22 protein-coding genes are annotated in these 25906 nt (G+C 39.3%); 19 read left to right on the forward strand and 3 right to left on the reverse strand.

Annotation, left to right across the window (positions count from 1 at the left end; translation table 11 throughout):
• The first annotated feature begins 52 nt into the window (after positions 1 to 52).
• The 4 genes from OS139_RS03520 to OS139_RS03535 all read left to right on the forward strand — a co-directional run bounded on the left by OS139_RS03520 (position 53) and on the right by OS139_RS03535 (position 6755).
• On the forward strand, positions 53 to 1804 hold the full coding sequence (locus OS139_RS03520; protein WP_002331555.1) for an ABC transporter ATP-binding protein: 1752 nt from the start codon (positions 53 to 55) through the stop codon (positions 1802 to 1804).
• Entirely contained in the window at positions 1804 to 3588 is a 1785-nt protein-coding gene (locus OS139_RS03525; protein WP_002313511.1) for an ABC transporter ATP-binding protein, read from the forward strand. Before OS139_RS03520 ends, OS139_RS03525 begins: the two co-directional genes overlap by 1 nt.
• 334 nt (positions 3589 to 3922) lie before the next feature.
• On the forward strand, positions 3923 to 4774 hold the full coding sequence (gene licT / locus OS139_RS03530; RefSeq protein WP_325066801.1) for a BglG family transcription antiterminator LicT: 852 nt from the start codon (positions 3923 to 3925) through the stop codon (positions 4772 to 4774).
• Between the two features lie 94 nt (positions 4775 to 4868).
• Positions 4869 to 6755 (forward strand): beta-glucoside-specific PTS transporter subunit IIABC, encoded by a 1887-nt coding sequence (locus OS139_RS03535; protein WP_002331553.1) that lies wholly within the window; start codon positions 4869 to 4871, stop codon positions 6753 to 6755.
• Between the two features lie 39 nt (positions 6756 to 6794).
• Here the strand turns inward: OS139_RS03535 and OS139_RS03540 are convergent, their stop codons facing one another.
• Entirely contained in the window at positions 6795 to 7697 is a 903-nt protein-coding gene (locus tag OS139_RS03540) for a MurR/RpiR family transcriptional regulator (protein WP_002306223.1), read from the reverse strand.
• 230 nt (positions 7698 to 7927) lie between these two features.
• Here OS139_RS03540 and OS139_RS03545 point away from each other — a divergent pair, with 230 nt between their 5' ends.
• From OS139_RS03545 to OS139_RS03565, 5 genes are all read left to right on the forward strand, one after another.
• Positions 7928 to 9331: a 6-phospho-beta-glucosidase gene (locus OS139_RS03545; protein WP_002299462.1), complete on the forward strand. Its 1404-nt coding sequence runs from the start codon at positions 7928 to 7930 to the stop codon at positions 9329 to 9331.
• On the forward strand, positions 9331 to 10764 hold the full coding sequence (locus tag OS139_RS03550) for a 6-phospho-beta-glucosidase (RefSeq protein WP_002289178.1): 1434 nt from the start codon (positions 9331 to 9333) through the stop codon (positions 10762 to 10764). Before OS139_RS03545 ends, OS139_RS03550 begins: the two co-directional genes overlap by 1 nt.
• A 144-nt stretch (positions 10765 to 10908) precedes the next feature.
• Positions 10909 to 11835 carry a thioredoxin-disulfide reductase gene (gene trxB, locus OS139_RS03555; RefSeq protein WP_002296150.1) on the forward strand — a complete coding sequence of 309 codons (927 nt, stop codon included), beginning with the start codon at positions 10909 to 10911 and terminating at the stop codon, positions 11833 to 11835.
• Between the two features lie 213 nt (positions 11836 to 12048).
• Entirely contained in the window at positions 12049 to 13776 is a 1728-nt protein-coding gene (locus OS139_RS03560; protein WP_325066802.1) for a phospho-sugar mutase, read from the forward strand.
• A 14-nt stretch (positions 13777 to 13790) separates the two neighbouring features.
• Positions 13791 to 14141 (forward strand): ArsR/SmtB family transcription factor, encoded by a 351-nt coding sequence (locus tag OS139_RS03565; protein WP_002321425.1) that lies wholly within the window; start codon positions 13791 to 13793, stop codon positions 14139 to 14141.
• 91 nt (positions 14142 to 14232) lie between these two features.
• Here the strand turns inward: OS139_RS03565 and OS139_RS03570 are convergent, their stop codons facing one another.
• Complete coding sequence (locus OS139_RS03570; RefSeq protein WP_002296156.1) at positions 14233 to 15093, reverse strand: pyruvate, water dikinase regulatory protein; 861 nt, start codon at positions 15091 to 15093, stop codon at positions 14233 to 14235.
• A 91-nt stretch (positions 15094 to 15184) separates the two neighbouring features.
• Between OS139_RS03570 and OS139_RS03575 the strand changes: the two genes are divergently transcribed.
• The 3 genes from OS139_RS03575 (at position 15185) to OS139_RS03585 (ending at position 16424) form a co-directional block, all read left to right on the forward strand.
• On the forward strand, positions 15185 to 15613 hold the full coding sequence (locus OS139_RS03575; RefSeq protein ID WP_002287322.1) for a Fur family transcriptional regulator: 429 nt from the start codon (positions 15185 to 15187) through the stop codon (positions 15611 to 15613).
• Positions 15614 to 15774: 161 nt separating this feature from the next.
• The gene (gene rpsU / locus OS139_RS03580) at positions 15775 to 15951 is read left to right on the forward strand and encodes a 30S ribosomal protein S21 (protein WP_002287321.1); all 177 of its coding nucleotides are present in this window, start codon (positions 15775 to 15777) and stop codon (positions 15949 to 15951) included.
• A gap of 26 nt (positions 15952 to 15977) precedes the next feature.
• Positions 15978 to 16424, forward strand: a complete 447-nt coding sequence (locus tag OS139_RS03585) for a GatB/YqeY domain-containing protein (protein WP_002287318.1) — start codon at positions 15978 to 15980, stop codon at positions 16422 to 16424.
• Positions 16425 to 16577: 153 nt separating this feature from the next.
• Here OS139_RS03585 and brnQ read toward each other — a convergent pair whose 3' ends face one another.
• On the reverse strand, positions 16578 to 17957 hold the full coding sequence (gene brnQ, locus OS139_RS03590) for a branched-chain amino acid transport system II carrier protein (protein ID WP_002331552.1): 1380 nt from the start codon (positions 17955 to 17957) through the stop codon (positions 16578 to 16580).
• Positions 17958 to 18661: 704 nt separating this feature from the next.
• Here brnQ and OS139_RS03595 point away from each other — a divergent pair.
• The 7 genes from OS139_RS03595 (at position 18662) to glyQ (ending at position 25906) form a co-directional block, all read left to right on the forward strand.
• The gene (locus OS139_RS03595; RefSeq protein WP_002291698.1) at positions 18662 to 19633 is read left to right on the forward strand and encodes a PhoH family protein; all 972 of its coding nucleotides are present in this window, start codon (positions 18662 to 18664) and stop codon (positions 19631 to 19633) included.
• Between the two features lie 23 nt (positions 19634 to 19656).
• Positions 19657 to 21849 carry an HD family phosphohydrolase gene (locus tag OS139_RS03600; protein ID WP_002331551.1) on the forward strand — a complete coding sequence of 731 codons (2193 nt, stop codon included), beginning with the start codon at positions 19657 to 19659 and terminating at the stop codon, positions 21847 to 21849.
• 16 nt (positions 21850 to 21865) lie between these two features.
• Positions 21866 to 22342, forward strand: a complete 477-nt coding sequence (gene ybeY / locus OS139_RS03605; protein WP_002306229.1) for an rRNA maturation RNase YbeY — start codon at positions 21866 to 21868, stop codon at positions 22340 to 22342.
• Positions 22326 to 22721: a diacylglycerol kinase family protein gene (locus OS139_RS03610; protein ID WP_002301250.1), complete on the forward strand. Its 396-nt coding sequence runs from the start codon at positions 22326 to 22328 to the stop codon at positions 22719 to 22721. Before ybeY ends, OS139_RS03610 begins: the two co-directional genes overlap by 17 nt.
• A gap of 14 nt (positions 22722 to 22735) precedes the next feature.
• Positions 22736 to 23635: a GTPase Era gene (era, locus tag OS139_RS03615; RefSeq protein ID WP_002288753.1), complete on the forward strand. Its 900-nt coding sequence runs from the start codon at positions 22736 to 22738 to the stop codon at positions 23633 to 23635.
• A 142-nt stretch (positions 23636 to 23777) separates the two neighbouring features.
• The gene (recO, locus tag OS139_RS03620) at positions 23778 to 24605 is read left to right on the forward strand and encodes a DNA repair protein RecO (RefSeq protein ID WP_002331549.1); all 828 of its coding nucleotides are present in this window, start codon (positions 23778 to 23780) and stop codon (positions 24603 to 24605) included.
• A gap of 383 nt (positions 24606 to 24988) precedes the next feature.
• On the forward strand, positions 24989 to 25906 hold the full coding sequence (gene glyQ / locus OS139_RS03625; RefSeq protein WP_002291706.1) for a glycine--tRNA ligase subunit alpha: 918 nt from the start codon (positions 24989 to 24991) through the stop codon (positions 25904 to 25906).

Here is a 25906-nt window from a genome sequence, read left to right on the forward strand (position 1 = left end):
AAGACAAGCACTGACAATCCTAGGCTCTTGATAAAGACAAAGGAGGAGTAAAATGTCGATTTTTAGAAAGTTAGGCTGGTTTTTTCGTCAGGAAAAGAAACATTATTTAATTGGGGTTTTCTCGCTATTCGCAGTGGCCTTGGTACAGTTAGTTCCTCCAAAAGTGATTGGGATCATCATTGATGAGATTGCCGATAAAAATTTATCAGTAAAGATCATTTTCGGGTGGATCTTCCTATTGATTATCGCTGCTTTTTTACAATATCTTTTTCGTTATATCTGGCGGACGAATATTTGGGGAAGTGCAGCTCGGTTGGAGAAAGAACTTCGGCAGCAGTTATTCAAACATTTTACAGAAATGGACAATCTCTTTTACCAAAAATATCGGACTGGGGATTTGATGGCTCATGCAACGAATGATTTGAATGCGATCCAGAATGTAGCAGGAGCTGGTATCTTGACCTTTGCAGATTCAGTGATTACGGGCGGAACAACGATCATTGCGATGATTTTGTTTATTGATTGGCGCTTAACACTGATTGCGCTGATTCCTCTGCCTTTGCTGGCCGTCACTTCACGAGTGCTGGGGTCGAAACTCCATGATGCTTTTCGTGATTCGCAAGAAGCTTTTTCTAGTATCAATGATAAGACACAAGAAAGTATCACTGGGATCAAAGTCATTAAAACATTTGGACAAGAAAAAGAAGATCTAGCGGATTTTGAAGAAAAGATTGAAGATGCAATTATTAAAAACAAACGAGTCAATTTTTTAGACTCCTTATTTGATCCATTCATTACCTTGATTATCGGTCTGTCTTATGTTGCAACAATTATTTTAGGTGGAAAGTATGTCTTGGAAGGCACGATCTCGATTGGGCAGATGGTCTCATTTATTAGCTATATCGGTATGCTTGTTTGGCCGATGTTTGCGATTGGTCGATTGTTCAACGTATTGGAAAGAGGAAATGCTTCTTATGATCGCGTCAATGAACTTTTGCATGAAAAGACGCATATCGTGGAACAACTGGGTGCAGTGCAGACCCCGGCAAAAGGCGAGCTGAATGTAGCTATTTCCTCTTTTAACTATCCGAAAGAAGAATCACCAGCATTAGGACAAATAAAGTTTGCAATCCAAGAAGGAGAAACATTAGGTATTGTTGGGAAAACTGGTGCGGGAAAAACGACGATCATCAAATTACTGATGCGTGAATACGATGATTATCAAGGGAAAATCCAATTTGGCGGACGTTCGATCAAAGAATATTCATTGAATGCTTTATTAGGATCAATCGGTTATGTGCCTCAGGATCACTTCCTGTTTTCGATGACCATTCGAGATAATATCCGTTTTTCTAATCCAAAACTTTCAGAAGAAGAAGTAGAGCATGCGGCTTCTTTAGCATTTATCAACAATGAAATCAAGGAATTGCCAAAAGGTTATGATACCTTAGTTGGAGAACGTGGAGTCTCTTTATCTGGCGGACAGAAACAAAGGATTTCGATTGCTCGAGCATTGATCAAAAATCCTGAATTGCTGATCTTAGATGATGCACTTTCTGCAGTAGATGCCAAAACAGAAGAAGCTATCTTGCATAATTTAAAAGAAATAAGAAAAGAGAAAACAACCATCATTGCAGCTCACCGTTTAAGCAGCGTGATGCATGCAAAAGAAATCATTGTTGTCGATCAAGGGAAAATCATTGAACGAGGAACCCACCACGAGCTGCTTGCATTAGGTGGCTGGTATGAACGAATGTGGGAAAAACAGCAATTAGAAGCGAAGATAGAAGGAGGCGAGGCCTGATGGATGAAAATTATCAATCGGAATGGACAAAATCGATTCCACTTAAAGAACAGAAGAAGATCATCAAACGACTGATGAAGTTCGCCAAACCTTTTAGAAGAACGTTCATCGTTGCTATCTTATTTGCGTTTGCCCTGTCTGTGATCAATGTCCTATTGCCAAGGATCATCCAAACTTTTATGGATGATCATCTGGCTAAACAGTCAGCTACGACACAAGTTATTTTGTTTTTTGCTGGTGTGTACTTGTTTGGAGTCATAGTCAAAAGTATCATTTGGTTTTTCCAATGGTATTTGTATTCCATGGCTTCATTGAAGACCTATCAGTATGTTCGGGTAAGATTATTTGAAAAGCTGCATACACTAGGTATGCGTTATTTTGACCAGACACCGGCAGGATCGACCGTTTCTCGAGTGACGAATGATACAGAAACGCTATTTGAATTTTGGTATGTCTTTTTGATGGTATTGACTGGGATCTTTGCAGTCGTTTCTTCTTTCGTTGCCATGTTTCAAATCAATGGAGAAATTGCCTTGTGGACTTTGGTGTTTTTGCCGATTTTAGGAATCGTCATCTGGTATTACCAGAAATTCAGTTCTCGTATTTACCGAAATATGCGGGAAAAATTAAGTCAGCTGAACACGAAATTGAATGAATCGATTTCCGGCATGCGTATTATCCAGCAGTTTCGCCAAGAAGCTCGTTTAGCTAAAGAATTTGAACAAGTGAACAACGAGTATTTAGACACGCGCTATGCGATGATCAAAACGAATTCGATTCTGTTAAGTCCGATCATCAATTTTCTCTATGCATTGGCGATTGCGTTGGCGTTGACTTTGTTTGGGATCGATGCGTTGCATTCTCCCGTAGAAGTTGGACTGATCTATGCATTTACGACCTATGTCCAGGGATTTTTTAATCCAATGTCTCAAATGATGGACTTTTTGAGCACCTTTACAGATGGGATGGTTGCCGGTAGTCGTATTTTGAAAATCATGGATACAGAAGAATATGCACCGCAACAAAATCCTGGAGCAGATCAAGCGATTACTTCAGGTAAGATCGAGTTTCGCAATGTAAGCTTTTCTTATGATGGAGAGCACAATGTATTGAACAATATCTCTTTTGTCGCTAATCCGGGTGAGACCGTTGCATTAGTGGGGCACACCGGAAGCGGAAAAAGCTCGATCATCAACGTATTGATGCGGTTTTACGAATTTTATGAAGGCCAAATCTTGATTGATGATCATGACATTCGAGAATATCCAATGGAAGAGTTACGTAAGAAAATGGGATTGGTCTTGCAAGATGCCTTCTTGTTTTATGGAGATATTGCAGGAAATATCCGGATGATGAATCCAGCTATCACAGACGAACAGATTCGCCATGCAGCTGAGTTTGTTCAAGCAAACAAGTTCATCGATGAATTACCAAAAGGATATCACTCAAAAGTGATCGAACACGGTGCCAGCTATTCTAGTGGACAACGACAGCTGATCACTTTTGCGCGAACAATCGTGACAGATCCTAAAATACTAGTATTGGATGAAGCAACAGCAAATATCGATACTGAAACCGAAGGATTGATCCAAGAAGGATTGGCAAAAATGCGACAAGGACGGACAACGATTGCGATTGCCCATCGGCTGTCCACGATTCGGGATGCAGAATTGATTTTAGTTTTAGACAAAGGTCATATAGTAGAGCGTGGGAATCATGAAACACTTCTAGCGCAAAATGGTTTGTATGCAGATATGTACAAACTGCAAAGCAGTGGTGTGTAAAAAGAGGTTGTGACAGTAGCATAGTAGCATTTTGTCCTAAGCACTAGAGTGAAAATAAAACAGAGCTTCCCAGATTCTTCATCTGTGAGCGTTAGTGGCGTAGTCACCCGATTAAAAAAAGACGACGACAGCTAGTAAAAAGTGGCTAATAACCACTAAGAAAGCGTTGACAAAAACACTTGCTTTCGATAATATAAAGAAAATGATATAACTTGGATAGTGATTGCCTGATGCAAGCTAAACCTGATGAGTCTCCCATGGTTCCATGGACGGCTTTTTGGGTTTTTCTTTTTGTTTTGGATACAGCCCTATATATCATGGAAAGGAGCAAAACATGCTGATTGAGAAAGTACTGAATAACAACGTCGTAATAACCAGGGATGAAAGAAATCAGGAAATGATCGTGATGGGAAAAGGTTTGGCATTCAAAAAGAAAGTGGGTGACCCGATTTTTGACTCATGCATCGACAAAAGATTTCAGTTGACAAATGACGGGCTTTCACAACAGTTCCAAGAATTGGCACAAGCGATTCCTCTTGAGTACTTAGAAATTTCTTGTGAAATCATTGAATATACAAAAGAGGCTCTACAAGTCCAGTTGAATGATTCTGTGTATATTGCATTGACGGATCATTTGTATACGGCTATCGAACGTCACAAAATGGGAATATTTGTACCAAATGTATTGCTGTATGATATCAAACAACTATTTCCTAAAGAGTATGCCATCGGGAAAAAAACAGTGAAGAAAATCTCGGATAAATACCACATCAAGTTATCAGAAGATGAAGCCGGATTTATCGCATTGCATTTAGTCAATGCACAAGGCATTCAAAGCCAACAAGACAATACCTACCTGTTTACTATAACAATACAGGATATTCTAAATATCGTCCGCTATTACTATAAGATTACATTTGATGATGATTCAGTCCATTTTTTTCGATTCGTCACACACTTACGTTTTTTTCTGACACGCGTCCTAGATGGAGAAAAATCAGAAGTGGGAGAAGTTTCTGAGGAATTGTTTCAGGTTATTCAAAAAAAATATAAGGATACGTTTGGTTGCGTTGAGAAAATAGCAGACTTTTTAGCCGAGACGTTCAACTACCAGATGTCCACGGATGAAAAAATGTATTTAACGATCCATACTGCGCGTTTAGTGCATGAGAATCGTTGTAAATAAATAAAAAGGAGGACAAATTAACACGAACGTATGAAATAAGGGTAGTGACATTCAGTTGGCTAAACCTTCCACTAATTAATTGGAGGGAATAGAAATGGGAAAATACCAAGAATTAGCGAGCAAAATTGTAGAAAATGTCGGCGGGAAGGAAAATATCAATGGTTTGACACATTGTATCACAAGGCTTCGTTTCAAATTAAAAAACGAAGAAAAAGCAAATGATGAGATCTTGAAAAATATGGACGGTATTGTGACGGTAATGCGAGCGGGAGGACAGTACCAAGTTGTCATCGGGAATCATGTGCCAGTCGTGTTTGAAGAGGTTATAAAAGCAGGAAACCTTACTTTTGATGAGGCTGTTTCAACAGAAAAAATGAGACCGTTTGATATGCTTATTGATGGAATATCGGGATGTTTCCAGCCATTCCTTGCTATCCTGGCTGCTGGTGGGATGATTCGTGGACTGACAGCATTACTTGTCTTCTTAGGCGCGTTTGATCGCGGTTCTGGAACATTTGTTATGTTCGACAATATCGGTGATTCTGTATTCCAATTTATGCCTGTTATTATCGGTTTAACAGCTGCCCGTAAATTTAAAGTAAATGAATTCGTAGGGATGTTGCTTGGCGCAGCATTAATGAATCCTAACTTGTCGCTGGAAGTTTTGAGTGGTGCAGCAGAAGCACCACTGACGACCATATTTTCTGGTACTATTTTTGAAGCACCTATTTATCAAACAGTATTTGGCATTCCCTGGATTGCGCGTAACTACGCTTCTTCTGTCATTCCCATTATCTTTATTGTGTTGTTAGCTAGCCAAATTCAGAAGCCAATTAAAAAGTTAGTACCTGAGATGATCGCGAATTTCTTCGTTCCATTCTTCACCGTTCTTATTACAATGCCCTTAGGTTTTTTACTCGTTGGACCAGCATTCACATTCGCAACTGATATTTTAATGGCTGGATTTGAAACACTTTTAGCACTTTCGCCAGTTATTTATGGAGCAATCGTAGGCTTCTTCTGGCAAATTCTGGTGATGTTTGGTCTCCATTGGGCAATCGTACCAATGGGATTGATGCAATTTTCTGTGAATGGTTGGCAAAATATTATGACACCTGTTGCAGTAGTGTCTTTTGGACAAACTGCAGCACTTACCGCACTCTACTTTAAGCTTAGAAATCCAAAAGACAAAGCAATTGCAATACCAGCCATTGTTTCTGGTATTGTGGGGATTACAGAGCCAGCTATTTATGGGTTTACATTACCACGTAAAAAAATATTTATTTTTACCTGTGTCGGTGGTGCGTTAGGGGGCGCGTATAGTGGGTTAATGAATTTAACTTCTTGGAATCAAGGTGGACTAGGCATCTTTACAATTCCCAACTATATTAGACCAGATGGTGATTTAACAGATGTGATTAATGTATTGATTGGGATCGCCATTGCGATGGTGGTATCCTTTACGCTGACTTTTTTCTTTTGGAAGGATGAAGCAGGTGAAACAGATGATATACAGAAAAAATCAGGTAAAGAAATTGTAAAAACACCGATACAAGGACAAATCGCTCCACTAAATGCAGCAAAGGATGCAGCTTTTGCACAAGGAACACTAGGTCGAGGAATCTTGATCTACCCTGAAAAAGGAGAAGTACGTGCCCCTTTTGACGGAACAGTCATGACCCTGTTCCCGACGAAACATGCAATTGGAATGGTTTCTGAAACAGGGCTGGAATTGCTGATTCATGTCGGATTGGATACTGTGCAGTTGGAAGGGAAATATTTTGAAAGCTTAGTGCAGCAAGGAGAAAGAGTGAAACAAGGCGATCTGTTGCTACGCTTCGACAAAAAGAAAATCGAAAAGGAAGGATACAGTTTAGAAACACCTGTGATCGTCACCAATTACACGGATTATTTGGATATTTTGGAAAACCAAGGGGAGACGGTCGGGCCAGACGATGCACTTATCACCGCACTGACCTGAACGGTTAGGTGAAGAATGGACTAGGCTTAACTATTCTTTTTATTCCACTTCTTTATTTTCAAAATTGAAAGGCTCTTTCATGATGGCTGAGCTGATAGGGCGTTTATCGAATTTTTGACCGACAGAAATTAGATGGACTAAATTCTGTTGATAATTTTCTGCAAAAACACAACTATATAACACGTCTAGAAGATAACAAATTGATGTATTGATCGTAAAATTACCAATTTTTGAATACAGTCGCTCGCGTGTCGTAAGTCGCAAAGCGGCTGTACTCATTGCAGATAGCGTTGAATCACCGATACTGGTCAAAGCTAAAATTGGAACATGATTTTGTTTCAATATTTCTGCGGTACGAAGGATCACATTGTTTTCACCCGTATAAGAAATCAGAATCCCGCACATATCACTCGTGCAATTGTACGCTTCATAGAATGATTCACCAAAAGTGGTGACAATCGTGACATCCATTTTGATGCGCTTCATTTTCAGCATGAAATCTTGAGAAATCAAAGTATTCGAGTTACTGGCGAAAATCACGATTTTTTTTGCTTGAAGCATTAGTTGTTTGGCTTTTTGCAGTTGGTCATGATGAATGAGAGAAAGTGTATCATGAATCGTCATCTGTTCTAAAGAAGCCATTTTATTTGCGATCGTCATAATACCGTCTGTGGTGGAAAAAGGAAGATTCGCATCTACGTCTTGAAAATTCCCTTCAAGATAGGCTGTTTCAGCTAAAAAAGCATTACGAAAACTGACCCAGCCATCAAAACCCATTTTTTTTGCTACACGGATGAGTGTAGACGGGTGGACATAACATCGCTCAGCGATCTCTTGGATGGTCATTTCGCCAAGTGCTGGAGAATCGCTTAAGAGAAACTGGATCACTTCATTTTCTGAAGGAGAAAAGGAGATTTCTTTGATTTTTTCACGTAATAACATGTAGATACCTTCTTCTTATTTTTTTACGTAAATTATAACTTTTTTGAAAATGTTTTGTAAACGGATTTATACTATATAACTTAAAATAGACTTTTTTTGACAAGATATTTACAAAAATCCACTAGAAAACAGTAACTTTTGTAAATGTTACTGGAAAGAAACGGATTTCTATTGTTTGTTTTGTTTACAAAAAAGATAATGAAAGTGTAAAAAAGTAAAGGAGTGAGAACATGGCAAAAGGAATCAAAATCGCTACGATTGGTGGAGGCAGCAGTTACACCCCTGAGTTGATGGAAGGATTTATCAAAAGATATGAGGAATTACCGATACGAGAAATCTGGCTCGTAGATGTAGAAGAAGGAAAAGAAAAGCTTGAGATCGTTAGTCAGATGTCTCAGCGTATGTGGGATGCTTCTCCGTATGAAGTCAAAATCTATGCAACTCTGGATCGGGAAGAAGCATTGAAAGATGCGGATTTTGTTACGACTCAGTTTCGTGTCGGTCAATTAGATGCACGAATCAAAGACGAGCGGATCCCTAGTTATTATGGGATGATTGGGCAAGAAACAAATGGTGCTGGCGGGATATTCAAAGCTTTTCGTACCGTGCCAGTCGTTTTGGCAATCGTTGAAGACATGAAGCGTTTATGTCCAAATGCTTGGCTGATCAATTTCGCGAACCCAAGTGGGATGGTGACAGAAGCAGTTATCAGATATGGCAAATGGGATAAAGTGATTGGATTATGCAATGTGCCAGTGATGGCGATGATGACAGAACCAGCAATGCTTGGCAAGAAAAAAGAAGAGCTGATCTACAAGTTTGCCGGTCTAAATCATTTCCATTGGCACAAAGTAGCAGATAATAAAGGAAATGACCGCACGGCAGAATTGATTGATCGTTTATACGATGAAGATAATGGATTACCGAAAAATATCTTTGATATCCCGTTTTTCAAAGAACAATTAAAACAAATGAACATGATCCCTTGTGGCTACCACCGCTATTACTACCGTGAAGAAGAAATGCTGGAACATGCTTTAGAAGAATATCAAACGATTGGTACAAGAGCGCAGCAAGTGAAAGAAACAGAAGCAGAGCTATTTGAATTATACAAAGATCCAGAATTAGACCATAAACCTGAACAATTGCAAAAACGAGGTGGCGCTTATTACTCAGACGCTGCCTGTGAAACGATTGCTTCAATCTATGGAAATAAAGAAACACAGATCGTTGTATCTACAAAGAATGATGGAGCTGTTCCTGACCTCCCGGCAGATTGTGTAGTAGAAGTCACTGCCTATGTTGGCGCACAAGGAGCGAGAAATGTAGCGTTTGGTTCTCTTCCTGCTGCTGAAAGAGGCTGGTTGCAGGTAATGAAGAATATGGAATTGCTGACGATCGAAGCAGCTGTGACTGGTGATTATGGGACAGCTTTACAGGCGTTTACGATCAATCCGCTTATACGATCAGGAAAGACAGCAAAACGGATCATGGATGAGTTATTTATTGCACACCAGCAGTATTTACCGCAATTCAAGGAAACAATCAGCCGATTAAAAGAAGAAGGAATCGAAGTTCAAGATGAACTGGCAAGAGAATTATCAAGTAATACACATATAATGGAGGAAGTATAATGGGATTCAGAAAAGATTTTTTATGGGGCGGTGCTACAGCAGCCAATCAATGTGAGGGCGGTTATGATGAAGGTGGACGCGGACTAGCAAACGTAGATGTGGTGCCAATCGGAAAAGACCGTTTTCCTGTTATCACCGGAAAGAAAAAAATGTTTGAATTTGATGAGGATCATTTTTATCCAGCAAAAATTGCAATCGATATGTATCATCGTTATAAGGAAGATATTGCTTTGTTTGCAGAAATGGGGTTCAAGACTTATCGAATGTCTATCGCCTGGAGTCGTATTTTTCCAATGGGGGATGAGAAAGAACCAAATGAAGCTGGCTTGAAATTTTATGAGGATGTCTTTAAAGAATGCCAAAAGCACGGAATTGAGCCACTTGTGACGATTACGCATTTTGATTGTCCAATGCATTTGATCAAAGAATATGGTGCGTGGCGTTCCAGAGAACTCGTTGGTTTTTATGAAAATCTGTGCCGAGTCATCTTCAATCGCTATAAAGGACTTGTCAAATATTGGCTGACATTCAATGAGATCAATATGATCCTTCATGCACCATTCATGGGCGCAGGGCTGTATTTTGAAGAAGGAGAAAATGAAGAACAAATCAAATATCAAGCGGCACATCATGAGTTGGTTGCAAGTGCCATCGCAACGAAGATTGCTCATGAAGTAGATCCGGAGAACAAAGTAGGCTGTATGCTGGCAGCAGGAGCATATTATCCATACACTTGCAATCCTGAAGATGTTTGGGCTTCTAGAAAATCAGATCGAGAAAATTATTTCTTCATTGATGTCCAGTCACGAGGAGAATATCCCGCTTATGCATTGAAAGAAATGGAGCGAAATGGCATTCAGATCGAAATGGAACCAGGGGATGCCGCATTGCTGAAAGAACATACTGTTGATTTTATCTCTTTTTCTTATTATTCTTCCCGAGTTTCGACTACCGACAACGAACTCTTGGAACAGACTGCAGGAAATATCTTTGCTTCTGTCAAAAATCCATATCTGCAAGCAAGTGAATGGGGGTGGCAAATTGATCCATTAGGCTTGAGAATAACGATGAATGATATTTATGATCGTTATCAAAAACCATTATTTATTGTAGAAAACGGCTTAGGTGCAGTCGATACGCCAGATGAGAATGGTTATGTGGAAGATGATTACCGAATCGATTACCTGGCAGCGCATATCCAGGCGATGAAGGATGCAGTAGAACTAGACGGAGTCGATCTATTAGGCTATACGACTTGGGGATGTATCGATTTAGTATCAGCTGGTACCGGTGAGATGAAGAAAAGGTACGGATTCATTTATGTCGATCGTGATAACCAAGGAAATGGCACATTAGCCCGTTCAAAGAAAAAATCATTCAACTGGTATAAAAAAGTAATTGATTCAAATGGAGAAAATCTTTCGAACGATTGATCAATGATTTATAAAAGTCTATTGTTTTTCAGCGGATTTTTCGAGTATAATAAAGCTATTCGAGAAACGCAAGCAGAACAATAGACTTTTTTTCGCATTGGCTGTAAAGTATGCTTACTTGATTAAGTAAAGGAGAATCTACATATGTATGATGTAATCGTTATTGGCGCAGGTCCTGCTGGGATGACTGCTGCTTTATATGCTTCACGTTCAAACTTATCCGTATTGATGATCGAACAAGGTGCCCCTGGCGGCCAAATGAACAATACGGCAGAAATCGAAAATTATCCTGGATTCGATTCGATCATGGGCCCCGATCTAGCTTATAAGATGTATGAAAGTGTCTCAAGATTTGGGACAGAAAATGCTTATGGAATCGTTCAAGATATCAAGGATCACGGCAGCCATAAAGAAGTCATCTGTGAAGATAAAAGTTACGAAGGAAAAACAGTCATTATCGCAACAGGATGTATCCACCGTAAATTAGGCGTACCTGGCGAGGAAGAATTTGCTGGACGAGGCGTTTCTTACTGTGCAGTCTGTGATGGTGCGTTTTTCCGTAACAAACGTCTAGTAGTCATCGGGGGTGGGGACTCAGCAGTAGAAGAAGCCATCTATTTGACACAATTTGCTTCTGAAGTAGTGATCGTCCACCGTAGAGATGAATTACGTGCACAAAAGATCATCCAAGACCGTGCATTTGCAAATGAAAAAATTTCCTTTATGTGGGATACAGTCGTTGACGAAATCGTTGGAAACGAAATGGTAGTGACAGGTGTGAAAGCACGTAATGTCAAAACCGGCAATGAATTTGATTTAGCAGCAGACGGAGTATTCATCTATGTTGGACTGGATCCATTAACTGCACCTTTTAGAGAAGCAGGTTTGACGAACGAGGCTGGCTGGATTCCAACAGACAACGAAATGAAAACGAATATGCCAGGCGTTTTTGCCATCGGAGATGTTCGTGAAAAAGATTTGCGACAAATCACTACAGCTGTTGGTGACGGCGGTATTGCTGGACAACAAGTGTATAAATACTTGGAGTCTTTGGAAGAAACAACAGCATAAGTTTAAAAAGAGTAGAAGAACGGGTTCAATTGTTCTTTTACTCTTTTTTTTCGCGTGAAATTTACTGAATCTGATTTATGCGAACACGTCCAACACCTTTTGATAAAAGAATCCTTTCTTGATTTAAGCGTTTTTTGGTCCTCATACTTTCATATCTAATAAGTGAATGCTATACTTATTAAGAACCATATTTCAGAAAGAGGTGTTATTTTCATGTCTTGGGAACAAGTGTATGAACAATGGGTACATGAAGAAAATTTAGAAGAAAACTTAAAAAAACAATTAAATGATCTGGGTGAAGATCCTGAAAAACTTGAAGATGCTTTTTATGCACCGTTGGAATTCGGTACTGCAGGCATGCGGGGAATCTTAGGACCTGGGATCAATCGAATGAACATCTATACGGTAAGACAAGCAACAGAAGGACTAGCACGTTTCATGGATACACAAGGTGAAGAAACAAAACGCCGAGGTGTCGCTATCGCTTATGACTCACGCCATCAGTCACCAGAATTTGCAATGGAAGCAGCCAAAACACTAGCACATCACAATATCCCGTCTTATGTATTCGAAAGTCTGCGTCCAACACCAGAGCTTTCTTTTGCAGTTCGTCATTTGAAGACGTTTGCGGGAATCATGGTAACCGCATCTCACAACCCAGCGGCTTACAATGGATATAAAGTCTACGGAGAAGATGGCGGACAAATGCCTCCTGCAGACGCAGATGCATTGACGAAATATGTCCGTGAAGTCAGCAATCCGCTAAAAGTCGAAGTATTATCTGACGAAGAAGCTAAACATAGCGGGTTGATCACGATCATCGGAGAAGAAGTGGACGCTGCTTATCTAGAAGAAATCAAAGCAGTGACGATTGATCGTGAATTGGTGGAAACAATGGGGAAAGATTTGAAACTTGTGTACACACCACTTCATGGAACAGGGAAAATGTTGGGCGAACGTGCGTTGAAACAAGCTGGATTTGAACAATTCGTACTAGTTGCCGAACAAGCTGTGGCAGATCCAGATTTCACTACGGTCAAATCGCCAAATCCAGAAGAACATTCAGCTTTTGAATATGCTATACGACTTGGAGAAAAAGAAGGAGCTGACTTGCTGATTGCAACAGATCCTGATGCAGACCGTTTAGGCGCAGCGGTTCGTTTGCCAGATGGTTCTTATGAAGTATTGACTGGGAACCAAATCGGAGCATTGTTTGCTCAATATATTTTGGAAGCACATCAATCACGGGGGACTTTACCAGAAAACGCAGCGGTATTGAAATCAATCGTTTCCAGCGAATTGCCTACAGCAATTGCGGAACACTATGGTGCTACCATGTTCAATGTGTTGACAGGGTTTAAATTCATTGCTGAAAAAATCCAACAATTTGAAGAAGACCATTCACATACTTTTATGTTTGGATTCGAAGAAAGTTATGGTTATTTAGTTAAACCTTTTGTTCGCGATAAAGACGCGATCCAAGCATTGCTTTTATTAGCAGAAGTAGCAGCTTACTATAAAAAACAAGGCAAAACGTTGTATGACGGCTTGCAAACGATTTTTGAAACCTATGGCTATTTCGCAGAAAAAACGATTTCTGTGACAATGAGCGGACAAGAAGGTTCTGCGAAAATCTCTGCTTTGTTGGAAAAATTCCGTAAAGAAGCACCGACAAAATTTGCCGGAGCAAAAGTTATTCAAACAGAAGACTTTAAAGAATTGACGCGAACAGACCGTGAAGGAAACGTAGAAAAACTCACAACACCGCCATCCGACGTATTGAAATATACATTGGAAGAAAATGGCTGGATTGCTATCCGCCCTTCAGGAACTGAGCCGAAAATCAAGTTTTATATTGGTGTAAAAGGAAGCTCTACAGAAGACGCAGCCGAAAAAGTAGCCTCTTATGAAGCGATTATCAAAAAGATGACAGAAGAATAAAAAACTTGAGACTGATGGAAAAAGTGGTAAACTTTAGAAGTCAGTCTTTTTTCAAGTTGGAGGTGAATGGATTGCCAGACACGCAAAAATCAAAAGTAGAGAAAGTCAGTCAATTATTCAAAATGTTGAGTGATCCCACTCGTCTTAAAATTCTGCTATATCTGAAAGACGGGGAACAAAATGTGACAGCAATCACCCAAGCAGTGGAAATGGAGCAGTCTGCTGTATCGCATCAACTACGTTTATTAAGAGAAAATCATGTCGTCAAGTCTCATCGCGAGGGAAAAGCGATTTTGTATAGTCTTGATGATTCTCATGTACTGGATATTTTGAACCAGACACTCAAACATGTGGAACATCAATAACGATAGGTGCAAATAGATAAACACTGGAGTGTGACAACGAAGAAATTTCGTTGTCACACTCCAGTGTTTTTTAAGAAAAAGACAAAAATGATTAATCGCTTTTTTCTGTTGTTTCAGTTCCATAATAACTATGATCTTCTAGGTCTAAAGCATTCAAAATAAGCGAAGCCGTTTCTTCAATAGATAAAGATGCCACATTGATCACTACACATCCTAGTTTTTCATAAAGATCATTCGCAAAATCGAGTTCAGCTCTAATTTTTTCGATATCGGAATAAGCAGTATCAGGGTTTAATCCGTAAGAGCGCATCCGTTCTTTACGGATATTATTTAAAATATCTGGGTTATTCGTCAGTCCCACGATTTTTTTAGGATCGATTTCCCACAGCTGTTTGGGAATATGTGCTTGGGGAATCAAAGGTAAATTGGCAACTTTTAAATTTTTATTTGCTAAAAACAAGCTCAAAGGCGTTTTGGAAGTTCGGGATACGCCTAGCAAAACGACATCTGCTTCTAAAAAACCACGAGGATCTTTCCCATCATCGTATTTTACAGCAAATTCCATTGCTTTGATCCGTTTGAAATAGTTCTCATTCAATAAATGGAGGGCACCAGGTTGCCGAATTGGCTTGATACCAGTTAAACGTTCAATTTCTGATATCGGTGGCGTCATCACATCGAAACTAAATAATTGATGTTCTTCACAAAAAGAACGTGTTATCTCGATCAGTTCTTGATTGATTAATGTATGCAGGACAAGTGCTTTTTCTTCTAATGCATCTTGCAATGCCTGCCTTAATGTTTTTTCATCTGTCACGAACGTTCTGCGGAATAGGTTGAACTCAACGGTAGGATACTGAGCCATAGTAGCTTGCGCTAGTTTTGTCGCAGTTTCTCCAGCAGAGTCGGAGATGACAAAAAAAGTAACGATTTCTGTAGAATCGGAAGACATGGATAAAACCTCACTTGCATTTTTTTTATGTTTATTATACCATACTCTAGAATGCGTACTTCGTAATCATTTTGATTTGGAGGAATAAGTCATGAAAAAACAGACATTGATCGAACAATCATTAGAAACATTGAAAAATAACGGTTTTAAATATACTAAAAAAAGAGAAGCATTGTTAACTTATTTAGTGAAGCGTAACCGCTACGTATCTGCTAAAGAAGTTTTTGACTATATGAATCAGGAATTCAAAGGTGTAAGTTATGATACGATTTATCGGAATCTCCATGATTTTGCAGAGATCGATTTACTGGAAGAAACCGATTTAAATGGAGAAATGAAGTTTCGTTTTCATTGCTGTCAGGGGGAAATCGGCCACCACCATCATTTTATCTGTACAGTGTGCGGAACAACGAAAGAAATCCATATGTGTCCGATGAATTATTTCGAAGAACAGCTAGGTGGATGCACGATCGAAGGGCATAGATTCGAGATTTTCGGAAGATGTGAAAATTGTCAATAAGGATTTAAATAAAATAACATTTGATAATTTTAAAAAAAAGCAAGATTTCCTTGACGGTCAAAACAGCATTAGATATAATATTTACAGGACAGTCTTGTTTTTTGAGATATATTTCAATAACAATTACGGTTACTTTTTAAGCTCGGAGGGAGGGAATTAACATGTCAAAAACAGTCGTTCGCAAAAACGAATCACTTGACGATGCTCTTCGTCGCTTCAAACGTTCCGTGTCAAAAGCGGGTACTTTACAAGAATCTCGTAAACGTGAATTCTACGAAAAACCAAGTGTAAGACGCAAGAAAAAATCTGAAGCAGCTAGAAAACGCAAAAAATTCTAGTTCTGTGATGAATTGGAGTTGGTAGTGTGTCACTACTAAGTAGATTAAACGATGACATGAAAGCAGCGATGAAAGCGAAAGATAAGGAATCTTTACAAGTCATCCGAATGATCAAGTCATCTATACAAAACGAGCAGATTAAAGAAGGTCACGACTTGACAGAAGAAGAAGAACTAACGGTGTTGTCTCGCGAAATGAAACAGCGACGTGATTCTTTGCATGAGTTTGAAGAAGCAGGACGTGACGATTTAGCTGAAAAAGTAAAAAGTGAAATTGTAATAGTCGAAAAATATATGCCGGAACAACTTTCCGACGAAGAAATTCGACAACTTGTTCAAGAAGCAATCACTCAAACTGGTGCTTCATCAATGAAAGAATTTGGCAAAGTTATGGGTGCAATTATGCCTAAAGTCAAAGGAAAAGCAGATGGAAACCAAGTGAATGCGATTGTGAAAGAACTATTACAATCTTAATTTTATCATTTAAACTGCGGACAGTGATTGTCCGCAGTTTTTTGTGTTCGTAAAAAAAGAACTAAAAAACAGCTAGAAGAAAGAATAAGATTCTTTCTTCTAGCTGTTTTTTTCCTGTTTAAGATCTCTTATGTTAAATTGTGTTTGATTTGGTTATTCTTCTGGTAACTCACTTGCTTCTTGTTTATATCCTGATACGCGATATACATAATAAAAGAGTAAGCTGCCAGCGTAACCAAGCAACGTTGGGACGACCCAGCCAAGTCCTAATGCAGCAAAAGGAACATAATGATGATAAAATCCTAGTAAGCTTGCTACGATAGTTTGCTGACTCACTAATGCAGGCGAATTTGCCAACATATCCAATACGGCTGGAACGGCAGAAAAGAACATCGTTACTTGATAGACAAATGGACTCTTTTGGAAGAATTTTGCTGTTAAGGAAAGCAAGATTAACGCAAGTGACAATGGATACAAAAGCATCAATACTGGTAAAGACCATTGGATGATATTATCCAATCCGGCATTCGCAACGACAAAAGAGACAAAAGTCGTTAACCGCAGCCATGTCATATAACTGACTTTAGGGAACAGTTTATGGAAATCTTGTGCAAAAGAAACAACGAGTCCCATAGCGGTAGTGAAGACACCTAATGTGACCATTACCCCTAAGAAGCTAGCACCGAAGTTACCTAAATAAAAATTAGTGATCTGAGAAAGTGCAGTTCCGCCATTTTCTGATAAAGACATCTTATTCAAACTCATCGCACCGAGAAGGACCAGACCAAAATAAATCATGACTTCTAACGCAACGCTCAGGCTACCAGCTTTTGCTGTTAATTCTGTGACTTTTTTATCTTTAAAACCAAGATCACGAACTGCATGGACAAAAGTGACACTTAAAGCAAGTAAAGCTACTGCATCAACCGTGTTGTATCCTTCTAAAACGCCATTTGTCAAAGCGTTCGTCTGATAAGAATCTGCAGCAGATTGGTTTAGATTCCCCATGGGTTGGAATAAAGAAACGACAAAAATGATAGCTAATAATGCAAGAAACAAGGAGTTTAAATACTTTCCGACATATTTGACCAAACGTGTTGGATGTACAGTAAGGAAATAAGCAAGTAAAAAGAAAAGAGCAGAGAATAAAAACATACCTAATGAATCATATTTTTCAGGCAAAAAGGGTTTAGCAGCCATTTCAAAAGCAGTTGCTGCTGTCCGCGGTGTACCAAAGAATGGTCCGATCGTTAAATGAACAAGGATCAAGAACAAGGCAGCATACCATTTTCCGACAGGTTTAGCTAAGTCATACAGACCATCACTTTTTGTCACTACTACAGCTAAGATAGCTAATAATGGGAAAAGAGCGCCTGAGATGGCAAATCCTACACCAGCGCTGATCCAGTTTGATCCAGCCATTTGACCTAAGTGGACAGGAAAGATCAGATTACCTGACCCGAAGAACATCCCGAAGATAAGTGAACTGACCATCAATAATTGCTTCCATGAATAAGTTTTTGTTTCTTCCATAAATTTTTCCTCCAATAATTATCATTTTGAGTAACAAAATAAACGTTGCAGAAACTAGAAATACCACTAATATCAGATTCCATGAAAACCACCACCTTAAAATATAAAAAAAGCCCTTTTCCACTTGGGAAAAGGGCTCTAGATTCTAGAACGGTACCACCTTTTTTCGCTTAAAAAAGCTTCTTCATTCACGGACGCTTTTCGATAAAGTTATCCGCTAGCCTGATAATGGAGGCAGCCACAATGATCTACGTTTTCGACATTGACTCGGAAATGATGTTCGTCTATTCGATTTATTGTCATTTCTCACTTACATGACTCACTGGGAATAAATCGCTGAATAGCCTACTGTTTTCCTCGACGCTTTGCTGTATATTTATTTGTTGACGTTATAATACACCTGTTTTTTTTGAAATGCAAGAATATTTCAAATATTTTGTTTTCTTTTTTTGAAACAAGAAAAATACCCAGAGAATACTTGCTAAGTTAGACGGAATACTTGTCCTCTATCTTATGCATAGCTTACATGATCAGCTTTTTTTATTCAAACGAGACCTTTAGAGAATGGAAGCAGCTATTTTTTAACGTTTCTTGGTACTTATGGTTAAGCAACTCTTTTAGAACCTTTTCTTATTTGCTATATAGTTTCTTCTGAGTATGGTAAAATAGGAAAGAATGAATCGAAAAAAAGGGGATGTCTATTTTTGACGGAAGAGTCTAGTTCTTTAGAGATTAGATTGACGGCTGCTGATGATGTCAGCATGCTTTTAGGTGCACACGACAAGCATATAAAACTGATTGAAGAAACAACAGAAACAACCATCCATACACGTGGAGAAATCATTCAGATCATTGGTGAACAATCCCAGATTTCCTTGGCTGCCTCAGTCATTCGGACATTGCAGGAATTGATCAAACGAGGAATCCATGTAAGTACACCAGATGTCGTGACGGCACTGAAAATGGGGCAAAAAGGCACATTAGATTATTTTGTTGAGATGTATGAGGAAGAGATCGTCAAAGACCGTAATGGAAAACCTATACGGGTAAAAAACAGCGGCCAAAAGAAATATGTCGAATCGGTAGCCAAACATGATATCGTATTTGGCGTAGGACCAGCCGGGACAGGAAAAACTTTTCTTGCAGTAGTATTAGCAATCGCTGCCTTGAAAAAAGGTGAAGTGCAAAAAATCATTTTGACGCGGCCTGCTGTGGAAGCAGGGGAAAATCTAGGCTTTCTTCCCGGGGATCTAAAAGAAAAAGTAGATCCTTATCTGCGTCCTGTTTATGATGCTTTATACCAAATTTTTGGATTAGATCATACGAACCGATTGATGGAACGAGGCGTGATCGAAATTGCTCCTTTAGCTTACATGCGGGGGCGGACATTGGATGATGCATTCGTTATTTTGGATGAAGCACAGAACACGACAGTTGCTCAGATGAAAATGTTCCTGACACGTCTTGGTTATCAATCAAAAATGATTGTCAATGGAGATACGAGTCAGATTGATCTGCCTCGAGGGACAACAAGTGGTCTTGTTCATGCAGAACGAACATTAAAGCAAATCAAGAAAATCGATTTTGTTAATTTTGAAGCAAGTGACGTTGTTCGGCACCCTGTAGTTGCCGAAATCATCAAAGCTTATGAAAAGGCAGATCTCCATCAAGAATAAGCTTTGCTTAGGAGGATAAGCACATGTTGAATAAAACACTGCAGAAACTACAAGAAAAACTTGGAAAGGCAGCATTGCCTTTCCTGCTGTTCTTGTTTTTTATCATTATCTGCGGCGTTACATTTAGTAGTGTCAAACAAAAGGCCAATGATTTCAGAGAAGGCCAAGTAGCAGAAGAAAGTATCCGTGCAAACAAAACGATCGAGAACACGGAAGAAACCGAACAAAAAAGAAAACTGGCAGCAGAAGCAGTCACTCCAGAATACACTTACCAAAAAGATCTTGCAGATGACCAGAATAATCGGATCAAGCAACTATTTGAATTGATCGATAAGACGAATGATGCCATAAACAAATCTTATGACGAAAAGATTGATAAGGCAAAGGAAGATGAAAATATCCCAAAGCCTACTACAGAAGAGCGGATCGCCGCGTTGAAGAAAAATTTTGAAAATGTGAATGCAGAAAATGTTGCGTTTTATCAAAAACTACCGAACAATTTTTATTCGACGATATTTGAAATGACTGAAACTGAGATCCATACTGTGAGGGATGAGAGTCTGAAGCTCATTGACGAACAGATGAGCAAACAAGTTCGTGAAAGTGAATTGGAAGCTTTTAAACAAGAAGCAGAAGAGCAAATCCAATATTTGAATGTCACACCAGCACAACAACAAATGATTCGCTACTTAGTGGATCAAGGTATCGTAGTGAATGACGTATTGAATGAGAAAAAGACAGAAGAATTGAAACAATCCGCACGAGAAGCTGTACAACCAGTGATGATCTTCCAAGGAGAAATCATTGTTCGTGAAGGTAATCAAATCGATGCTTCAGCTATGAAAAAATTGGAATTACTAGGACTGACTAATCAAACAACTTCGATTTTTCCGCTAATTGCCATGGTTTTAGCTGTTTTGCTTCAAATCGGCGTACTGATTTATAATTCACTTCAATTCCAAAATGCAGGAGAAAGAACAAAATACGTGCTTTTCTATGTGACAGCTATGTCAGTCAGCATAGTGCTGATGAAATTTTTCCAATTATTCCAAACGGAACAAGCTACTTATATCCCGCTGTTTTATCCCGCTGCTTTTGCACCACTTGTTTTAAGCTTTTTCTTGAATCGAAGAGCAGGGATCATGGCTGGTATTTTCCAAGCAGTATCCGCACTTTTCATTTTTTATGATTCGATTGGCACGAACTTTCTAACGATTATCTTGATGTCTTATGTTTTCTCTGGGCTCATGGCAACGATTGTCAGACGTAAACGGATCTCAGAACAAGGATTATCTGCTGCCATGTGGGTCATTATTTTTCCTGTGATGATGGATGTCATTTTGATCGTCTATCAAGGAATGAGCTTTGGTGATGCAACGACTTGGTTAATGCTTGTCTGCGGGTTCACTGGTGCACTCTTCTCATTCTTGCTGACGATCGGTCTACACCCATATATTGAATTGATGGTCAATGATGACAGTGTAATTGTATTAAATGAACTCAGCAATCCAAATCATCCTTTATTGAAACAGTTGCTGGAAGAAGCGCCAGGTACTTATCATCATAGTATGATGGTAGCTAATCTAAGTGCTAACGCTGTAGCAGAAATCGGCGGACGTTCTTTGCTAACTCGAGTAGCTTGCTATTATCATGATATCGGCAAGATCAAACATTCTAGCTTTTTCGTTGAGAACTTGCCTTCAGGAGCGGAAAACCCGCACAATTTCTTATTGCCAGAAGACAGTAAACATATTATCTTTGGACATGTGACAGATGGAGCCAAAATATTGGAAGATTATAATATGCCGCAAATGGTGATCGATATTTGCAGACAGCATCATGGAACCACGCTAATGCGTTATTTCTACATCAAAGCGAAAGAACGCAATCCGGAAGTAACAGAAGAGCAATTCCGTTACCCTGGACCAAAACCGCAAAGTCGCGAAGCAGGGATCGTCAATATTGCTGACAGTTGTGAGGCTGCAGTACGGGCAATGGATCATCCGACGAGCGAAAAAATCGAAAGTTTTGTCCATAATCTTATCGAAGAGCGTATTTCCGATGGTCAATTAGACGATAGTGGACTGACCTTGAAAGAAATCCGAAAAGTGGAAAAATCATTGATCAGCGGTTTAAGTAGCACCTTCCATTCTCGGATCAAATATCCTAAAATGAAAACAGAAGTTGAGAAGATAAAGGAAGAACAAGAAGAATAGAAAGAAGCGATGTATAATGGATATTACCTTTATGGATGAAACAAACCAAGTCTCAGAAGAGAAAATGAAAGAAATCGATGACTTGCTGCAATTTGCAGCATCTTATTTAAAGCTGCCAGAGGAAACAGAAATGTCTGTTACTTTCATGGACAATGCGACAATCCAAGTAATCAATCGTGATTACCGTGGAAAAGATGCACCGACAGACGTCATCAGTTTTGCTCTGGAAGAAGAAGGCGAAGACGAAATCCCAGTGATTTTTGAAGATGGAGAGAATCCATTGCCTCGTGTACTAGGAGACATCATGATCTCTATTGAACGTGCTGCTGAACAAGCAGAAGCTTACGGCCATTCATATGATCGGGAACTTGGCTTTTTAGCGGTACATGGATTCTTGCATATCAACGGGTATGACCATATGACACCAGAAGATGAGAAAGAAATGTTTGGTTTACAGAAAGAGATCTTGGATGCCTATGGACTCAAAAGATAAAAACGTAGAGAAAAACAAACATTTCCTGATGTCTGTGGAATTTGCTGTCCAAGGAGTCAAAACCGTTTTTGAGGAAGAACGCAATATGAGGAAACATGTTGCGTTCGGTATCCTTGCTTTATTTATGGGCGTGATTTTCCAGCTTGATCGGATAGAGTGGTTATGGCTGCTTTTAGCTGTTTTTCTCGTTTGGATAGTAGAGATCATCAATACTGTTTTTGAAAATGTAGTGGACATGTTTACGGATTTTCATTTTCATCCGATTGGGAAAAAAATCAAAGATATGGCAGCTGGAGCAGTTTTAGTGACCGCTTGTTTTGCTGTCATCATTGGGTTGATTTTATTTGTCCCTAAAATATATCATTTGTTGTTTAATTAAAAAGGAGAACGTATATGCCAGAACATAAATCAGGGTTTGTCGCAATCGTCGGCCGCCCGAATGTAGGAAAATCCACATTATTGAACCGAATCGTGGGTCAAAAAATTGCCATTATGAGTGACAAGGCACAGACAACTAGAAATAAAATCCAAGGAGTATATACTACACCAGAAGCTCAGCTGATTTTTATCGATACACCAGGAATCCATAAACCAAAGCATCGTCTAGGAGATTTTATGGTAGAAGCAGCTTACAGTGCGTTGAAAGAAGTGGATGCAGTCTTATTTATGATCAGTGCTGATCAAAAACGCGGCCGGGGAGACGATTTTATTATTGAACGTCTAAAAAACGTGCATTCTCCTGTTTATCTGATTATCAATAAAATCGATAAGATCCATCCAGACGAGTTGCTGGGAATCATCGAAGATTATTCGACGCAGATGCCTTTTGCACAAGTGATTCCGATCTCTGCTACAGAAGGAAACAATGTCGAACGCTTAATGGATGTATTAGTCAGTGAAATGCCAGAGGGCCCACAATATTTTCCAGATGATCAAGTGACTGATCATCCTGAATACTTCATCGTTTCTGAGTTGATCCGTGAGAAAGTCTTGTTTTTAACACGAGACGAAGTGCCTCATTCTGTCGCAGTCGTTGTTGATTCGATGAAGCGAAACGAGAATGATAAAATCCATATCCAGGCCACGATCATCGTCGAAAGAGATAGCCAAAAAGGAATCATTATCGGCAAAGGCGGAAAAATGCTGAAGCAAGTAGGAACGAAAGCAAGAAAGGATATCGAAAATCTTTTAGGAGACAAAGTATTTCTAGAACTTTGGGTCAAAGTCCAAAAAGACTGGCGAGACAAAAAAGTCTATCTGCAAGACTTCGGCTACCGAAAAGATGAATACTGATATTCTGAACTTCTTATAGGTTAAGTATAGAAATAAACTGGATAAAAATCCGCACGTTGAGAAAAACGGCGGAAGATCGAAACATAAATAATCTGGATCGGCAGAATCTGCTTTTCCAGATTTATTTTTTAGGAGGGAGAATATGAGCCAGCTTGCAGAATCGAAAGGCTTGATTTTATCTAGCCGTAATTACAAAGAAAAAGATAAATTAGTCAAAATCTTTACGGAATCTTCTGGCAAAATGATGTTTTATATCAAAGGAATCCATCGGCAAAATCAGCCATTAGCTCCGGCTTTGCTCCCCTTTACCGAAGCAGTCTATATCGGTAATTTTCGAAGTGAAGGTTTGTCGTTTTTAAGCAGTGTCAAAGACGTCCATGCGTTTCGGAACATCCAAGAAGATATCTTTTTGAGCGGTTATGGTACGTATTTGCTAAATCTAGTAGATGCAGCAATCGAAGATCATCAATATGACCCGCATTTATTCCAATTTACGCAACAAGCTCTGCAGCGGATGGATCAAGGAGATGATGCAGAAATCATCACGAATATCTTTGAAGTTCAAATACTGCAACGCTTCGGAATCGCGCCAATTTGGACGCACTGTGTCGTATGCGGGGAAACAAAAGGAAAATTTGACTATTCTTCCAAATATGGCGGTGTGATATGCGAGAAACACTGGCCAATGGACGAACACCGTTATCATGCAGATCCTCGCGCTGTTTATTTCGTCCGAATGTTTTCGGCTATTTCTTATGATAAGATCAGTGGAATCCACTTGAAAGAAGAAACGAAGCAGGCAATCCGTGACCTCATTGACCAGTTGTATGATGAATATGTCGGTATTCATCTAAAAAGCAAAAAGTTCATTGATCAAATGAAGTCTTGGGCACACGTATTAAAGACGCCAGAGAAAAATATGCCTGAAAAAGAGATACCTGAAAAAGAGATACCTGAAAAAGAAGAATAAATGAAAGATACAACAAAAAAATCAAAACTATTTGACAAATACAGGGACTTCCGTCTATTATTAACCGTAGATTAAATAGATCGTTCACTGAGAGGATCTATTATACAAACAAGAAAACTGCAAAATGAATACGTACATTGACCAAGATCAGTAAAAAACACGTGGTTTAGCGAGTTCGGGAGAGTGGAAGCCGGACCCAAACGATTTTTGAAGAGGCACTTGCGAGTACGATAAATGAAGCTGCCGAATCTTTATTCGGAAGTAGGGTGGAACCGCGAAATTATTCGTCCCTATGTCTGTAATCAGACATAGGGACTTTTTGTCGTTTTCTTTCCTGTATTCTTATTGACAGCAACGCTTAAAAATTGAAAGGGGCAAAACAGATGAGTAAAAAATTGACCGTCCAAGATATGATTTTAACATTACAAAAATTTTGGTCATCAAACGGCTGCATGCTAATGCAAGCTTATGATACAGAAAAAGGAGCAGGTACGATGAGCCCATATACATTCTTACGGGCAATCGGACCGGAACCATGGAATGCTGCTTATGTAGAGCCATCCCGCCGACCAGCTGACGGGCGTTATGGAGAAAACCCAAACCGTTTGTATCAGCATCATCAATTTCAAGTCGTAATGAAACCTTCACCTGAAAATATCCAAGAGCTTTATTTAGAAAGCTTGCGTCTTTTAGGAATTGATCCATTAGAACACGATATTCGTTTTGTTGAAGACAACTGGGAGAACCCATCGATGGGTTGTGCCGGTGTGGGCTGGGAAGTATGGCTTGATGGGATGGAGATCACACAATTCACGTACTTCCAGCAAGTCGGAGGACTACCTTGTAAACCAGTTACTTCTGAGATCACTTATGGACTAGAACGTCTTGCTTCATATATTCAAGAAGTTGAAAGTGTCTATGACTTAGAATGGGCTGATGGCGTGAAATATGGCGAGATCTTCAAACAACCAGAATATGAACATTCCAAATATTCTTTTGAAGTAAGCGACCAAGACTTACTACTAAGCAATTTTGACCGTTTTGAAAAAGAAGCTAAACGCTGTATCGATGAAAATCTTGTTCATCCAGCGTATGATTATATTTTGAAATGCAGCCATACATTCAATTTATTAGATGCTCGCGGTGCAGTATCTGTAACAGAACGAGCAGGTTATCTTTCCCGTATCCGCAACATGGCTCGTGCTGTAGCCAAAATCTTTGTGGCAGAACGCGAAAAATTAGGATTCCCTTTATTGAATAAAAACACAGCAAATCCAGAAAACGTGAAGGAGGCTGAATAA

Origin of the sequence: Enterococcus sp. E4-223 (assembly GCF_035727065.1) — a bacterium.
Lineage (GTDB): Bacteria > Bacillota > Bacilli > Lactobacillales > Enterococcaceae > Enterococcus_B > Enterococcus_B faecium.

Coding starts and splice junctions, on each gene's coding strand:
- OS139_RS03520 (WP_002331555.1), top strand. CDS start 53: ATGTCGATTTTTAGAAAGTTAGGCTGGTTTTTTCGTCAGGAAAAGAAA.
- OS139_RS03525 (WP_002313511.1), top strand. CDS start 1,804: ATGGATGAAAATTATCAATCGGAATGGACAAAATCGATTCCACTTAAA.
- licT (WP_325066801.1), top strand. CDS start 3,923: ATGCTGATTGAGAAAGTACTGAATAACAACGTCGTAATAACCAGGGAT.
- OS139_RS03535 (WP_002331553.1), top strand. CDS start 4,869: ATGGGAAAATACCAAGAATTAGCGAGCAAAATTGTAGAAAATGTCGGC.
- OS139_RS03540 (WP_002306223.1), bottom strand. CDS start 7,697: ATGTTATTACGTGAAAAAATCAAAGAAATCTCCTTTTCTCCTTCAGAA.
- OS139_RS03545 (WP_002299462.1), top strand. CDS start 7,928: ATGGCAAAAGGAATCAAAATCGCTACGATTGGTGGAGGCAGCAGTTAC.
- OS139_RS03550 (WP_002289178.1), top strand. CDS start 9,331: ATGGGATTCAGAAAAGATTTTTTATGGGGCGGTGCTACAGCAGCCAAT.
- trxB (WP_002296150.1), top strand. CDS start 10,909: ATGTATGATGTAATCGTTATTGGCGCAGGTCCTGCTGGGATGACTGCT.
- OS139_RS03560 (WP_325066802.1), top strand. CDS start 12,049: ATGTCTTGGGAACAAGTGTATGAACAATGGGTACATGAAGAAAATTTA.
- OS139_RS03565 (WP_002321425.1), top strand. CDS start 13,791: ATGGAAAAAGTGGTAAACTTTAGAAGTCAGTCTTTTTTCAAGTTGGAG.
- OS139_RS03570 (WP_002296156.1), bottom strand. CDS start 15,093: ATGTCTTCCGATTCTACAGAAATCGTTACTTTTTTTGTCATCTCCGAC.
- OS139_RS03575 (WP_002287322.1), top strand. CDS start 15,185: ATGAAAAAACAGACATTGATCGAACAATCATTAGAAACATTGAAAAAT.
- rpsU (WP_002287321.1), top strand. CDS start 15,775: ATGTCAAAAACAGTCGTTCGCAAAAACGAATCACTTGACGATGCTCTT.
- brnQ (WP_002331552.1), bottom strand. CDS start 17,957: ATGGAAGAAACAAAAACTTATTCATGGAAGCAATTATTGATGGTCAGT.
- OS139_RS03600 (WP_002331551.1), top strand. CDS start 19,657: ATGTTGAATAAAACACTGCAGAAACTACAAGAAAAACTTGGAAAGGCA.
- ybeY (WP_002306229.1), top strand. CDS start 21,866: ATGGATATTACCTTTATGGATGAAACAAACCAAGTCTCAGAAGAGAAA.
- OS139_RS03610 (WP_002301250.1), top strand. CDS start 22,326: ATGGACTCAAAAGATAAAAACGTAGAGAAAAACAAACATTTCCTGATG.
- era (WP_002288753.1), top strand. CDS start 22,736: ATGCCAGAACATAAATCAGGGTTTGTCGCAATCGTCGGCCGCCCGAAT.
- recO (WP_002331549.1), top strand. CDS start 23,778: ATGAGCCAGCTTGCAGAATCGAAAGGCTTGATTTTATCTAGCCGTAAT.
- glyQ (WP_002291706.1), top strand. CDS start 24,989: ATGAGTAAAAAATTGACCGTCCAAGATATGATTTTAACATTACAAAAA.